The organism is Buttiauxella sp. (assembly GCF_035271705.1).
GTDB lineage: Bacteria > Pseudomonadota > Gammaproteobacteria > Enterobacterales > Enterobacteriaceae > Buttiauxella.
On record NZ_DATERI010000152.1, the window covers coordinates 1 to 13185 of the forward strand.

18 protein-coding genes are annotated in these 13185 nt (G+C 49.1%); 2 read left to right on the forward strand and 16 right to left on the reverse strand.

The features are described 5' to 3' along the window. The 16 genes from VJY99_RS14005 to VJY99_RS14080 all read right to left on the reverse strand — a co-directional run. A partial coding sequence (locus tag VJY99_RS14005) for a DUF1441 family protein (RefSeq protein WP_324119498.1) occupies positions 1-184 on the reverse strand: 184 nt, incomplete at its 3' end. A gap of 295 nt (positions 185-479) precedes the next feature. After that, on the reverse strand, positions 480-1217 hold the full coding sequence (locus VJY99_RS14010) for a PP2C family protein-serine/threonine phosphatase (protein WP_139507292.1): 738 nt from the start codon (positions 1215-1217) through the stop codon (positions 480-482). Next, entirely contained in the window at positions 1214-1993 is a 780-nt protein-coding gene (locus VJY99_RS14015) for a serine/threonine-protein kinase (RefSeq protein WP_139507291.1), read from the reverse strand. Before VJY99_RS14015 ends, VJY99_RS14010 begins: the two co-directional genes overlap by 4 nt. A 111-nt stretch (positions 1994-2104) precedes the next feature. Further along, positions 2105-2611 (reverse strand): DUF2514 domain-containing protein, encoded by a 507-nt coding sequence (locus VJY99_RS14020; protein ID WP_139507290.1) that lies wholly within the window; start codon positions 2609-2611, stop codon positions 2105-2107. Next, the gene (locus VJY99_RS14025; protein ID WP_228176562.1) at positions 2608-3144 is read right to left on the reverse strand and encodes a lysozyme; all 537 of its coding nucleotides are present in this window, start codon (positions 3142-3144) and stop codon (positions 2608-2610) included. Before VJY99_RS14025 ends, VJY99_RS14020 begins: the two co-directional genes overlap by 4 nt. Then, the gene (locus VJY99_RS14030; RefSeq protein ID WP_000286102.1) at positions 3144-3359 is read right to left on the reverse strand and encodes a class II holin family protein; all 216 of its coding nucleotides are present in this window, start codon (positions 3357-3359) and stop codon (positions 3144-3146) included. Before VJY99_RS14030 ends, VJY99_RS14025 begins: the two co-directional genes overlap by 1 nt. A 70-nt stretch (positions 3360-3429) precedes the next feature. Then, complete coding sequence (locus VJY99_RS14035) at positions 3430-4482, reverse strand: DNA-methyltransferase (protein WP_228176561.1); 1053 nt, start codon at positions 4480-4482, stop codon at positions 3430-3432. 164 nt (positions 4483-4646) lie between these two features. Next, entirely contained in the window at positions 4647-5312 is a 666-nt protein-coding gene (locus VJY99_RS14040; protein WP_228176560.1) for a hypothetical protein, read from the reverse strand. 151 nt (positions 5313-5463) lie between these two features. Then, the gene (locus VJY99_RS14045; RefSeq protein WP_228176559.1) at positions 5464-6156 is read right to left on the reverse strand and encodes a bacteriophage antitermination protein Q; all 693 of its coding nucleotides are present in this window, start codon (positions 6154-6156) and stop codon (positions 5464-5466) included. 21 nt (positions 6157-6177) lie between these two features. After that, a complete protein-coding gene (locus tag VJY99_RS14050) occupies positions 6178-7239 on the reverse strand; it encodes a DUF968 domain-containing protein (RefSeq protein WP_324119507.1) in 1062 nt (353 codons plus the stop codon). After that, entirely contained in the window at positions 7236-7928 is a 693-nt protein-coding gene (locus VJY99_RS14055; RefSeq protein WP_324119508.1) for a phage antirepressor KilAC domain-containing protein, read from the reverse strand. The genes VJY99_RS14050 and VJY99_RS14055 overlap by 4 nt, the downstream gene beginning before the upstream one ends. Before the next feature lie 102 nt (positions 7929-8030). Then, complete coding sequence (locus VJY99_RS14060; RefSeq protein ID WP_324119509.1) at positions 8031-9365, reverse strand: phage N-6-adenine-methyltransferase; 1335 nt, start codon at positions 9363-9365, stop codon at positions 8031-8033. Next, entirely contained in the window at positions 9362-10216 is an 855-nt protein-coding gene (locus tag VJY99_RS14065; protein ID WP_032667285.1) for a conserved phage C-terminal domain-containing protein, read from the reverse strand. Before VJY99_RS14065 ends, VJY99_RS14060 begins: the two co-directional genes overlap by 4 nt. Further along, positions 10206-10385 (reverse strand): DUF4222 domain-containing protein, encoded by a 180-nt coding sequence (locus VJY99_RS14070; RefSeq protein ID WP_032676944.1) that lies wholly within the window; start codon positions 10383-10385, stop codon positions 10206-10208. Before VJY99_RS14070 ends, VJY99_RS14065 begins: the two co-directional genes overlap by 11 nt. Positions 10386-10557: 172 nt before the next feature. Continuing rightward, positions 10558-11106, reverse strand: coding sequence for a YmfL family putative regulatory protein (locus tag VJY99_RS14075; protein ID WP_032623262.1), 549 nt, complete (start codon positions 11104-11106; stop codon positions 10558-10560). Continuing rightward, positions 11099-11362, reverse strand: a complete 264-nt coding sequence (locus tag VJY99_RS14080; RefSeq protein WP_324119512.1) for a helix-turn-helix transcriptional regulator — start codon at positions 11360-11362, stop codon at positions 11099-11101. Before VJY99_RS14080 ends, VJY99_RS14075 begins: the two co-directional genes overlap by 8 nt. A 97-nt stretch (positions 11363-11459) precedes the next feature. Between VJY99_RS14080 and VJY99_RS14085 the strand changes: the two genes are divergently transcribed. Both VJY99_RS14085 and VJY99_RS14090 read left to right on the forward strand, forming a co-directional pair. Continuing rightward, positions 11460-12155 (forward strand): XRE family transcriptional regulator, encoded by a 696-nt coding sequence (locus VJY99_RS14085; RefSeq protein WP_324119513.1) that lies wholly within the window; start codon positions 11460-11462, stop codon positions 12153-12155. A 715-nt stretch (positions 12156-12870) separates the two neighbouring features. Then, positions 12871-13185, forward strand: a 315-nt coding sequence (locus VJY99_RS14090; protein ID WP_324119515.1) for a hypothetical protein, incomplete at its 3' end; no start/stop codon positions are given.

Here is a 13185-nt window from a genome sequence, read left to right on the forward strand (position 1 = left end):
CCGAAACGGTAGGGATCATCAGTTCGGTCAGAATGTCGGTCACCAGATAGAGCTTTAACTTGCTGTTGCTGCCTGGAGCAGGTTCAACATTTTTCAGTCTCGCGGCAACCGTCTGACGGTGTACGCCGGTTATCCCTGCCAACTGGTTGATATTGAGTTTTAAAGTGGCAATTTCCTGGTCCATGATGGTGAACACTTTTTGAACGATTCGACATCTAGCGAAAATGGCCTCTAATTAAATCAAAGGCCTGCGCACATGATGATGATGACCCTGGATCCGAAAAACTAGCCGTTTACCGCGAGCGCGCCGCCCCGTGGTAGGCCACCCCGCCGGGAGGACCCATCAGAATATGAGATGAATATCCGAGGCTTATAAACACCCTCGAAGAGTTATTGTCAGCTGGATCTACAAAAGAGAATAAAGGTAAGTACTAGCTATAAAAAAACCCCGCAAGAGCGAGGTTTTAGCACTTATGGGGTTAACTAACTTTGAATTGAGCAGCTATCAATGAATAATCATCGGTGGGTGTTTTCTTTAAAATACGTTTATACAAACTTGCAGTGAAGCTACTAACATTACCAAGCGTATTCAAAGAAAAACGAGGTCGATGCTCCCAGAAATGATGTGCACCATCAGACATAATGAAAAGTGTAAGCACTCCGTTATCGTCTACTATATCAGCCAGTGGCAAAACTACATGCTGATACCGTATCGTCAAACTGCGAGTTAACGCCGCAGTAAGAGTATTCTTTCCTGGCAATTGCTCAAGCTCTTTTTTAGTATAAAGGCCGTCGTCCAAAAGTTCTTGATGCTGAGTATGGTCCTTTGTGACAAGATTAAGTTTGCCGCCCTTCTTAATGTAAACTCTGGTATCGCCAACATGAATCACATTCAATTCTTTAGCTGTTAAGAAACAATAAGAAAGAGTTGTTGCCGCTTTAAAATATTCATTATTTAAATTAGACAATGCAATAATGTTATTTTGTATTAGCTCCAATGTGAGCTGTGGGTTTAACAATTTTTCTTTATTGAGTTCAGCAAGTTGACTAGTTGCTATATTCGCAGCATCTTTGGCTCCAGGATAAGAACCAACGCCATCCGCAACAGCAAAAACAAATGCCCCATCCACTTGCCGAGGTAGCAATATCGCATCTTGATTGTCATGCTCTACATTTTTTGAGCATGAGAATGCTGCGCAACTCAACAAATTAATCATTGCATTGTCCTCGCTATAACACTGTCTAAATCACTGAGCATCTGAGTGACTGAATCGAATCTAGCATTTGGGACATATGCTGTAGATCTATCCACAATTGCCCCAATCCCGGGAGCATCTTTTAGGTTTAATTCATTTATAATTACACCCAATGCATAAATATCTGATTTTTCGGTATATGTCCCACGCTGTGCTTCTGGTGACATGTATTCAGGTGTGCCTATGCCAATTGAACGATCCTGCAAAATATTTGAAAGAAATGCTGATTGAGCTTCAGAGTTAATTGTCTTAACAAGCCCAAAATCTGAGATTTTATAGCAACCATCAGGGTACATGAGAATATTTTCCGGTTTCAAATCTCGATGCAAGTAACCATTCCTATGTATGTATTCAACTCCCTTTAGGACCATCCTGAGCATTTCAAGCTTATCGCGTTCAGTCAACACACCTTCGTTCATCTGTTTACGGAGGTCACATTCAGCTAGTTCCATAACAAACCATGGGTTATCGATGCTAAGATGATGTATGCATACAGGTACAACATTGTCATGCGTACACTCAGCTTGATACCTGACTTCACGTTCAAATCTTCGCTTCCAATCGTCCAAAGAAAAGAGGTGGTTGATAAGCTTGGGATTCACAGAAAGGACCTTCCTTGCGTAGAAGCCGCTGAAATGGCCTAACGTATTATAGACTTCAACCTTTTCAACCCGTCCAAAGGTTCCTTGACCCAATTCATCAATCGGTTTGATTAAATAATTCCCTCTAGGATCCATAGCTCGCTCTCATCACTGATGTATAGAGCGAATTTACACCCTAGCAACGAAACTTTCCATGTCAATGAGATAAATCTGTCTATGCAAGAGAATCACTAATGCTGAACATTTTTAATCTCTTAAAGAGTTGTAGATACGCTCACATATCATTCCTGCGCGGTAGCTGTCATCAGATCGCCCAGCATAGTATCTAGCTTCTTCTGCAATGCTTCCGAGCATGTCGGCGAGCATTGCGGAGTTAGCGCTGGTTGTTTTGCTTCCGACGGCAGCGGCAAGACCTGCGGTGTGCTTTGCGGCGTCCAGGCGGGTGGCAAGTTTTGTTGCTTCGGTGCGCAGCTGGCTAACAGTGGCAGACAGGCCAGCAGCATTCGCAGCCGCTTTTGCAGCCTGTTCTTGTGCATTTTTAACAGCCTCATCGCGAGCGATTACTCGCCCTTGTTCAATCATACGGGCAACCGTTTGAGCGTTCTCTGCCTGAGAGGACTCCGCACTATTACGATCTGCCCATTTCTTTTCCCATGCTCGTTCCGTCCACACACTACCTGCGGCGAATGAGGCAATGAGAAGCGCTGAAACCGTGGCGGCTTTCCACCAGGTCTTAACAGACTCGCTGATCATTGGTCTAACCCCCAGCACGCCAGCGCGCTTTCCTGGTCCCGTCGCTCAACCTGACCATAGCAGCCATTCTTCTGGCCTTTGGTTAGACGGCAATCACGGCCACCGTCTTTAATCCACCAGCGGATTGCCTCGCATGCGCCGATGCGGTCACCTGCGTTGATGCGCTTATAGAAGGTCGATGGGAAGCATTTACCGGGGCCGATGTTATACGGGCAGAAGGATGCGATCCCCACCTTCTGCGGCTCTGTCAGAGGCACTTTGATATAGCGATCAACCCAGGCTAATGCCTTATCGCGTTCAATAGCGTTAACCTTCCGGCATTGTTCCTCAGTGGCCGTCATGCCCTTAACAACACGCCTGCCATCAATAACGGTCACGCCGTGGCATAAAGACCAGACCCCACCCGGATCAACAACGGTCGCCAGCGCATTGCCTTCTTTCTCGCTGATGAATTGGTCGAAAATGAGTGGAGCAGATGCCCCTGACGCGATTAGCGCCAGCACTGCTGCGCTGAGCTTTGCTTTGTTGGACATCATTCACCCCGCGCAGCTTTGCGGCGATCCGCTTTGATTTGGAAGTACAGACTCGTTAACCACGTCAGCAAACCAAACATGAGGCTACCGAGCACACCAATGGCCGCCCATTGGGATGGGGAGACTTTATCGAGGAGCTGAAGCAACCAGTATCCGGTCCCCCCTCCCGATGCGCCGTATGCAATACCCGTCGTGATTTTTTCCATTCGATACATGCTCTCACCTCGCTACGTTGCGGGTGTCCAGTTGAGGTAATAAAAAGGGCCGCGATAGCGACCCAAGCTTTTATTCCCCTGCCAGCTGCCTTACCTCACTTACCGTCTGGTTAAAACGTACCTCTTCCAGTTCTACGCCGATAGCCTGGCGGCCCAGTTCAATGGCTGCTTTAACAGTTGATCCCGAGCCCATAAAGAAATCAGCTACCACATCGCCGGGCCTGCTGCTGGCGTTGATGATTTGCCGCAACATATCAGCGGGCTTTTCGCACGGGTGTTTGCCTGGATAGAACTGGACGGGTTTATGTGTCCAGACGTCTGTATAGGGCACGGCTACTGTCACAGAGAAATGCCGCCGAAGAGATTTGTACTCTTCCAGCAGATCAAGGTATTTCCGGTTCAACGAATGCCATGTGGCCACCAGCTGGTGATGCGGTGCTTTGAGTTCAGAGGCGCGGTGCTTCTCAATGGCGATCTGAGTGAACAATTCCTGCAGCTTTTCGTAATCCTGCTCGTTCGGTAGTTGCCACTGACTGGCACCGAACCAGTGAGACGCCATATTTTTCTTTCCGGTGGCGTCAGCTATTTGCCTGGACGTGACCCCCAGTTCGGCTCGTGCATCACGAAAGTAGGTGATTAACGGAGCCATGACGTGTTGTTTGGCCTCGTTGCTTTTCTCAGCAAATCCGTCGCTTTTCGGCTTATATGGCCCCTGATAATGCTCAGCGAAAAGGATGCGTTCCGTCGCGGGGAAGTAAGAGCGCAGGCTTTCTTTATTACACCCGTTCCAGCGCCCTGATGGCTTCGCCCAGATAATGTGGTTCATGACGTTGAAGCGTTCACGCATCATGATCTCAATATCGGATGCAAGTCGGTGACCTGAAAACAAATACAGGCTGCCGGCAGGCTTAAGCACTCGCCAGAACTGGGCAAGACACATATCAAGCCAGCGAAGATAGTCGGCGTCACCGTTCCACTGATTATCCCAGCCGTTCGGCTTCACCTTAAAATAAGGCGGATCCGTAACAATAAGGTCGATGGTGTTATCCGGGAGGGTTGCGAGGTATTGCAGGCAGTCAGCGTTGACAAGCTCAACACTGTTTATATTTACAGTATTTTTCATAGATCCGTAAGCGTAACTCTGATAGGCTCACTATGCTTTTGCGCTAAAGCAGTGGGCCTTGATTAGCTTGTGACCTGAAAGCATGGGCTAATGGCTGGTTGGGTGCTACAACACCCACCAGCCGCCCATTTCCACAAGAGGAACTCCGTGGATGGAGTAATAAATTAATTCCCAATAGTATCTACTAGACTTGTAATTTCCTTACGTCTTTTTTCGATAAACTTAAAACACAAAATACTACAATTCCCTTGGGCTGTTCCTAAATCAGATCCAGTTCCATCGCCACCAGACAAGGCTATATCGCTTAGTTGGTTAAGAGAATTGAAGAACTTTAATTCATCCGGATCACTCAAGTCTAAATATGAGTCTAAGAGCACTTTATTTTCCATTATTAATTGTGCTTTTGCCATTACAATTTCGTGGAGTCTTTTTCGTTCCCGAGCACTTTCAGCATCACTATTGCCTAAAAGGTTTTTGTAATCAACTTTAGCATGATACTGCTCAGCATGGTGCTTCATGAAACTAATAAAAGCGGCTCTAACCTCTTTACATACATCTTTTTTTAACTCTATCTCTGTCGCAAGTTGCGTATTAAGTTTTAAGCTCATCAATTGTTGCTTAATACCTAAAGCATACTGTTCACTTTGATTGCGCATATTAGATTTGAATTGATAGTATGAAAATAATAATGCAATGAAAGATATAAAAGCCGGAAGGATCGCGATTAACACTTTGCTCACGGAATCCCATAAATTGGAGCTATTCTCCATCTTGACCAACACAACATGACTTGCAGGTTTCAAAACCTCTAAAAGATTCAATATGTCCATGATGAATTCCTTTCAAAAAAGAAAGCATCATAACAAAAAACCCCGCCGCGGCGAGGTTGTTACAATTTTGACAACTTATCAAATTAGCTTCAAATATGGCTTATTTTGTTGCATTTTGCAAGCCTAATTGAAGGAGTTAGTGAAAGTTACCTCACATTTCGGCTACTTTCAGTTCTTGATACTCTTCGTACCTTGACAAAATTTCGCTTAGTGCATGGCTGTCCATCTCAGTAAACGACGCTTTGAAAGCCGCCCAGTGGCCTGAATACACTCTGAGCCAGGTGGAACGCTCAACGCTGACCATGCGCGCCAGAGCTGCACCAGCATACTCCTGATAGGTATCGTTATTACGCGAGGCAGCAACTTCTTGCGCCGCCAGCCAGACAAGCCCTATCAGTTTTTTAGTGACGCGGCCCTGTATTTTTTTGCCGCTATGCTGACGCTGAAACTGTTCCCACACATGCTGGCACATCAATGTCTGGTACCGGAAAGTAAGGTCATACCCATAGCAGTACCGCACCCATGCCTGCAAATGCTCATCCAGACCATTGACCGAACGACGCCATGCTGAACAAGCGAACTCCGTATCTTTAATAGGCGGTAAAGGTCGACGACGGCTCCTTGTCTCAAGAACATAAAGTGGAGTGGCCAGCGTTTTTACAACCTTTGACCCACAACCTTCGCCACCCTCCATGACGATTTCAGGATGGTGCCGGGGGTATTTATTCTTATCTGCTGGTGGATGCTCACTGAACGCCTGCAGCTGTCCTTTTGTCGATCCTGATAAATCCGCCAGCGCGCGGCGCAGTTCAATCCGCGTATATTCCAGTTCTTGTAAATTCATTATGCTCAGCGCTCCATACAATTACGCTTTTGTTATTACGCCGATCGCCAGCGCTCGATTCATAAACCGGAATAGCAGCTCCAACTGGGTACCGTGTTTTTTCTCGAACGCTGCAACATCAGCATGTAATTTGTCGTGACACTCTCTGCACAGAGGGATCACAAACAGATCGTGGGCTTTAGTGGCGGTACCGCCCATGCCGTGACCAATGACATGGTGTGGATCATCCGCTGGGCGCCGGCAACCTTCACAGGGCTGGGTTTTAACCCACCGGGTATAGTCCTCATTCACCCACCTTCGGTGTTTTGGGCGCAACATGAAGGATTCAGGGGATTCAGGATCCGCATGCAGAGCCAGAACCTTTGGCTGTTCATAGGCTACTTCCTGATTTGCTCCATGCTTTAATTTCGCAGCCGTGACCGCAGGGGTGACCTTCTTCTGCAAAATGCTTTTTGCCGGTGGCATCGGCACAATGTCACTTTCTCGATATACGGATAAAAACGGCTCATCCGGTAATCGAAGCGCAAGCTGGGCCATCCTTTCCGTGATTGCATCAGCAATGCCTGAGTAAACGGCCCACCAGCACAATTCACCGAGTGATAGTTCACGCTCGTTGTTGTAGCCAAGCGAAGACAGGATGGAACTGATCAGCCAGTTAATGAGATTACGCTGGGCCAGTTCTGCCAGCGCCACGGTGGTTTGCTCGCGCAGCTGGTTATCGCAATGCCAACAGAGCAACATTGATCCAGGGGGATGTCGCATCGATACCAGCTCATGATGGTGATAATCAGTGTGCGGGTACTGGCATTCCTTCACGTTACGCTCTAACCAGGATTCCAACCCGGACAAACCGCCTGCTGCACGGATAACTCTCTCGTCGGTGAAGAATTCTTCGAGGGACTTATCTTCTGCCAGCGGCTGCCTGGCATCAGGGACGAGTCCCGACGGAAGCCCAGCCATGCATTTTGGCTGAGGCTCCACCAGCACACGCCCCTGTTGAAACAGATACATCAGTTCGCTACCCGGCTTTAACACCACAAGCCCCAGGCGCGGAACAGTCTCGGCTGTGAACAGTCCTCTCACGCGGCATGCCCTTTAGCGATGTGTGCCGTCCACAGGCCACCGATCCACTCGATGCCTTTGGGTGTAAAACGAGCCTGGTTAAAGGCGTAGTTAGTTTCGCTCGAAGTGCCAGTTTTAACTTCAAACCGCCCGGCTGCAATGTGCTGGTGCCGCGGTGTCAGCACTCCGCCGAGCCGGTACATAATGTCGCTCTCAATGAGAAACAAGCGGAAATCGTTCTCTTTGGCCTGCAACAGCTTTGCCACCTGGCGGAAAGACATTGAGCCATTAGCAGTACAATACCGATCGACAAACTCAACTTTCGGCGCGGCAGCGGCTAACTGCTGGGCCAGTTGTTCTTTCTGCTCGGCCAGATCCGCGGCGAGACGTAATGCCTCCGGCAATGTTTGCGGGACACTTACGGCCTGACTGTTCTCCAGCTCTTGCCAGCGATCGACAACAGCGGCGGTAAATTCTGGCGACAGCCGGGCGACGATCACCAGAGAATCACGTTTGTTGAACCAATACTCCTCGTAGGTTTGCCCGTTTTGCGGGTGTGTGTAGGGGGTGTGCGCCAACGGCGCGGTTAAAATACCAGCAGATGCAAGGCGCTCAGCTGAGCGCTTTACATCACCATGCTTGCTCTGCACCAGCCTAGCAATTTCACGGCTGGACATTGTCACAACACCCTTTGCGGTTAACTGATTCATGCTTTTTCTCCATATCAGGCGGCTGCACCCGCCTTTTGATTTGCACATAATTCAGGAAGATTTGCCTTTACCAGCCCCACCAGAAAGTTATCAACGATAAATTCACGCATTTACGGTCCCCTGCATGCTGTTGAAGAGACCACCAGCGGTCGTGATAATTTCACTCGTCGGCATACGTTCGAGCCACAGCTGGTTGATATTGGCTTTCAGCTTGTTCTGTTGTGAAACAGGTAGAGCGTCAGCCCCTTCAATCTGGTTAAACACCAGCCCAACCTCAAGAGGCCAAACGCGCGATTCGTTTAACGCCTTGTCATTTGATTCCTGCGTCTCACGGACATGGGCGCGGATCCCCCGTATATTTGACCATTTGGCTTTATCCAGGCTTTCCATGATCGCGATGAATTCACTGTGGTTAATGCCGTATTCTTTCGCAGACTCAACGGCAACTGTGCGTAACCGCTCTGACATGTCTTGTTTCACGTCATCGTTATCAAAGGGCAATGTTTCCAGCCATGCATTAACACCCACCAGGATGCTCTCGCTGATCAGCTTTTTCGCTCTGTCGATCGCCAGCGGTGAAACATTGGTAAATTCAGGGTTTTCCAGAGAGTCGGCAGCCCAGGTATGACCAAACTTTGACTCGCTGAAGGTGTACTCATCTTTCTCGCCGAACGCCGCAACAACACAGGCCCAAGCCTCTACACCACTGGTTTCCAGAATGGCTTTTTGGGTTAATGGCAGTTCTGCCTCTGATTTCTCCGGCGCTACCTCAGCGTCCAGCTCCGGCGCCGCATCAGTTTGCGTTCTTCCCACTGCAAACTGGGCCAGCGACATCGAAGCACGGCCTTTGGCCTCCAGGTCGGTGCGGTTGATGTAACTGAAACGCTCTCCCCGCCATGTTTTGTCGAAGACCACGATAGCGCCAGCAAAAAACGCGCTGGTGGGCTGCTGCTTTTCGTCTTTCGGCACGAACCATGTAGGAAGATCGAAACCAATTCGGCGACGGATGAATGTGACGTGATCTGCCTCTTCCGGCCACCACGTCTCACTCGTCGCTGACTTTACGAGAAAAACGTACCGACCACCCTTTTCTCGCATTGCCATAGCGTGGTTGATGATGTGGGTCATTCCGGTAACCGCTTGCTTGTCGTGGTACTGAGAGCGGCTATAAGGCGGGTTGCCAAACCCGGCACCACCGAGTTCTGCCAGACGCTCTGACCAATCCTGTGTCAGGGCATTATCTTCAGCCGTGTACCATGCTGGGCACTTTGCGTTGCTGTCGTCGGCAAAAAGGTCCAACACCAGAGGGCCGAACATCGCATTGATACCCCAAAACAACAGATCCGGAGTGCGCCATTGATCGCCCACCTCTTTCAATTCGTGGGCTGGTCTTGAACGCAGTTCAGCCAGCGCGCGGCAGTATTTATTTTCATTCATCCTCTGAACCCCTCTGGAATCTTGCTATCAACCGGACCGAACTTCATCGGGTCATGTTTCTTTTCGCCCCAGCTGTCACGCGGTGGCCGCCCCTTCTTGTCCCAGCGGATCCCGCTTTGCAGATAACCTTCAAATTTTTTCGGACCGAAGAGCGTTTCAGGGCGCATGTACTGGTACTGCACGTCATTGCCGTTCCAGTGCTCATGCTTAAGGTCGATCACCAGCTGTAAGTCGCTAACGGTGTAACCTTCACGCAAACGAGCACGGATGTTTTCCAGAGAAGTTTTTGATTTTTGGTATCGTGAGCCACTAACCAGGTTCAGATGATTCAGAACCAGGATGGCGTTATCGGTGATCATCACTTCAGGGTCTGGTTGCGGCGCAACCGGACATGAAGGTTTTTTAACTGATGGATCAGTAGTTGTATTTACTGACGGATCCCCCCCAGATTCTGACGGGTGAAAACCGCCTTTTTCATCGTTTTTTGATGCCTCAGATTTTGACGCGTCGGTTTTTGAGGCATCAGATTTTGATGCGTCAGAATCTGACAGGTGAGAAAAGGCAGCAGCCTGCAATTTCGCAACATTGAGCTGGTAAACGTTCGATGCATTTCGGTTGCCTTTACGGCGCTGCTGGCGGGTTAACCAACCGTCTTTTTCCAGCTGAGATATGGCTGTGCGAACCGTGCTCTCACCAGCACCTATCTGGCGCGCGATGGTAGCGATGGAAGGCCAGCTAACCCCTTCATCACTGCTGAAGTCTGCCAGACGCGCCATGATGGCAACGCTGGACAGCTTCATGCCAGAAGCGGCACAAGCGTCCCAAACGTAACCTGTTAATTTAGTGCTCATGGTCGTCCTTTAACTCGGTAAACTTGCGCTTGAATTGTTCGAGCGGGCTGAAACATTCGTGGTCATAACCATCCCGCAGGTAGATAACTCGTTGAGTCTCTGGCTCCCATCGGATAACCCGAACGGGGATCCCTCTGTGGTCTTTGAACCTTCGGTTAACTTCGCGCATAAGCGTTTCGCCTTCCTGTAGTAAACCCCCACAATTGCGACCGCCCGACTGTGGTTACATGGCACCCAGCGGTTTGCTATTCTGCGTTCATACCGAAACAACGGAGTGCCCGGTACCGGGATCATCCTGAGTTGCGGCAAACGGTTAAAAGCCGTTAAACTGGTCATGCGGATTACTTCTCCATACAAGATTTGTCTGCCACGACGCCCGGAGCTGCACACTCGCGGGCGTCACCTTTTTCCGGCGCACAAAACACACGGAAAAGCAGCGTTAAATGTTCCTGCCACTTAGCCATCACCTGATAGCTGTTCTCTTCAATCTGGGCGCGTTCCTGAGCATCAATAACGCCGTCAGCGGTAGCTTTGCGAACGTATTGCGAATGCCTGCCGATCCACTCCACTGACTCCATAAGACGCTGGTTGATGTCACCGTTCTCTATTTCTTCAACGTCAGCCAATGGCACGAAAACACCGTTCGAGTGACGTGCAATAGCGTTCGCTATGTGGTTTGAACCACCAGCACGTTGAAGCACCATCGCCCAACCGAGCGGGAAGATCTGATCGCCATCGGTACGCAGCCGGTTAAACAGCGCGTTCTCGGTCACACCCAACCACTCAGCAGCCTCTGAATATCCGCCAGGCAGCTCGGTGATCGTTTTTTTGATTGCGGCCACCAGCCAGGCTGGCTGCTTATCAACTTTCCATTCCGGTTCGTTACCCACGGCTTTCCCCTTTTTCCTGTGGTACCGATGCTGCCCCAGTTTCTGTAGCCTGCGTATAACGGTGCGGGTACAAGATTTGGAGCTCATCAATTTGGCCCGAATAAAACTTCACAAGCCTTTCAGCTACATCGAGTGATGCGATTTGTTGACCCCTTTCAATTCGGCTTAGGTTTGCTGGATCAATGTCCACCACGTTTGCCACATGAGAGAGAGTTAAGCCTTGCGATTTTCGCAAATTTCTTAACAGTGATTGCATAATTCCCCCTGTAATTGCGTATTACGCATATTAAAGTGTAGTTACGACTTGCGCAAGTTGCTTTGCATATCACGCAAAAACAACCTGTAATGGACGCATGAACATAGGAAACCGCATTAGAGAATTACGCCTCGAAAAGGGCATGAAAATTTCAGATCTTGCTGAAGCTGTAGGTATTGACGGTGCGAACGTCTCACGGGTTGAGACTGGAAAACAAAAGTCATTTACTGAACAATCACTTAGCAAATATGCTACGGCACTTGGTGTTAGCGTGGCAGAACTCTTTACACCGTCTCCAAATGAAACTACTGTATGTAAATCCAGTGGTAAAAATCCAGCTTATGGAGAGGGTGACCCTGTGTTTAGAGTCGAGTTGCTCGATGTCAGCGCCAGTGCTGGCATGGGCCATATACAAGGTAGTGATGTCGTCGATGTCATCAGGTCCATTGAGTACAACAACGAAAGAGCCGCCGTATTATTTGGTGGGAGAACACCAGATACGGTCAAAGTGATTAACGTTCGTGGTGACAGCATGGCTGATACCATTGATCCAGGTGATTTGATATTCGTTGATATTTCGATCAATGAGTTTGATGGTGATGGGATTTATGTATTTGGTTTTGATGATAAAATTTACGTCAAAAGATTACAGATGATCCCAGATAAAATTCTTGTCATTTCCGATAACCCTAAATATCGGGAGTGGTCAGTGGATAAGTCCAATGAAGACAGATTTTACGTTTTCGGCAAGGTAATGATCAGCCAGTCGCAGTCAGTTAAACGGCACGGATAACATCCCCTAAGAACAAATAACCGCCTACACGGCGGTTTTTTTACGCCCTTTCAATTGCGCATTACGCATTTTATTTCTTGCGCATTTCGCAAATATCTTTTATCTTCATTTTCATCAACAGCGAACAGGCAGGAAGCCCACGAAGTAGCCGCCGGTGGCGTATGAATGACCGGATGATTCGCAAATGGCTTACCACCGCGCCTGATGTGGTTAAAAGCAGGCCAAAGCAATAAGAAGTGATCCCTGTTCTGGCTGCTCACTTTCCCCTTGAGGGTGACAGCCAGCTTTTAAGGGCACAACGTGAAAGCGCACTCCTTCTCTCTTTCACTGCGGGGGCAGGTTTGTTACCGAAAGAGTGCGCTTCCAGTTGTGGTAATGCGGCTCTGCGCACGTGACGAGGCCAACAAGTTTTTATTTCAACATTTGAAATGAATACGTTTCTTGAGGTGTAGCGTCGCCGGTTCTGGCCGGTCCGGCAGGTGGAGGCACCACCGCCACAACAAATTCATTGCTGTGTGTAGTCTTTGCCCATCACATCGGTGGGCACCTTTTTACACAACAGACAAGGGCATCACCGGGCGACGGGCTCATAACCCAATCCACCCGGGCGCGATGGAAGTGGCCTGTCTACCCACAAAACTCGCGCAGGTGCCCTTCTCTGTTGTGTATGGAGAAGTTCACTGGCGGTGGCAGCCGCCTCACAGAGGGTTAAACCATGAGTAATGACCGCATGACCGTAGTGCCCGATTTCCTGGGCGAACTGGATGCCGGCGTGTTCATGAACAAGATCGCGGCAGCTTTAAACACTACCGCGCTTGGCGTTCTGAACAACGGTACCAAAGGCAAAGTAGTCCTCACCTTTGATATTGAGCGTATGGGAAACTCCGTTGAAGAGAAGCGCGTCAAGATCAAGCACAAGCTGAACTACGTCACCCCAACCCCGCGCGGTAAAGCCTCCGAAGAAGACACCACCGAAACACCAATGTGGGTTAACAAAGGCGGCAAGCTGACCATCCTGCAGGAAGATCAG

What these genes read in the sequence shown, in the direction of transcription:
- VJY99_RS14070 (WP_032676944.1), bottom strand. Translation starts at nt 10,385, where the DNA reads ATGCGCGAAGTTAACCGAAGGTTCAAAGACCACAGAGGGATCCCCGTT.
- VJY99_RS14065 (WP_032667285.1), bottom strand. Translation starts at nt 10,216, where the DNA reads ATGAGCACTAAATTAACAGGTTACGTTTGGGACGCTTGTGCCGCTTCT.
- VJY99_RS14080 (WP_324119512.1), bottom strand. Translation starts at nt 11,362, where the DNA reads ATGCAATCACTGTTAAGAAATTTGCGAAAATCGCAAGGCTTAACTCTC.
- VJY99_RS14015 (WP_139507291.1), bottom strand. Translation starts at nt 1,993, where the DNA reads ATGGATCCTAGAGGGAATTATTTAATCAAACCGATTGATGAATTGGGT.
- VJY99_RS14020 (WP_139507290.1), bottom strand. Translation starts at nt 2,611, where the DNA reads ATGATCAGCGAGTCTGTTAAGACCTGGTGGAAAGCCGCCACGGTTTCA.
- VJY99_RS14035 (WP_228176561.1), bottom strand. Translation starts at nt 4,482, where the DNA reads ATGAAAAATACTGTAAATATAAACAGTGTTGAGCTTGTCAACGCTGAC.
- VJY99_RS14025 (WP_228176562.1), bottom strand. Translation starts at nt 3,144, where the DNA reads ATGTCCAACAAAGCAAAGCTCAGCGCAGCAGTGCTGGCGCTAATCGCG.
- VJY99_RS14045 (WP_228176559.1), bottom strand. Translation starts at nt 6,156, where the DNA reads ATGAATTTACAAGAACTGGAATATACGCGGATTGAACTGCGCCGCGCG.
- VJY99_RS14060 (WP_324119509.1), bottom strand. Translation starts at nt 9,365, where the DNA reads ATGAATGAAAATAAATACTGCCGCGCGCTGGCTGAACTGCGTTCAAGA.
- VJY99_RS14055 (WP_324119508.1), bottom strand. Translation starts at nt 7,928, where the DNA reads ATGAATCAGTTAACCGCAAAGGGTGTTGTGACAATGTCCAGCCGTGAA.
- VJY99_RS14010 (WP_139507292.1), bottom strand. Translation starts at nt 1,217, where the DNA reads ATGATTAATTTGTTGAGTTGCGCAGCATTCTCATGCTCAAAAAATGTA.
- VJY99_RS14085 (WP_324119513.1), top strand. Translation starts at nt 11,460, where the DNA reads ATGAACATAGGAAACCGCATTAGAGAATTACGCCTCGAAAAGGGCATG.
- VJY99_RS14030 (WP_000286102.1), bottom strand. Translation starts at nt 3,359, where the DNA reads ATGTATCGAATGGAAAAAATCACGACGGGTATTGCATACGGCGCATCG.
- VJY99_RS14040 (WP_228176560.1), bottom strand. Translation starts at nt 5,312, where the DNA reads ATGGACATATTGAATCTTTTAGAGGTTTTGAAACCTGCAAGTCATGTT.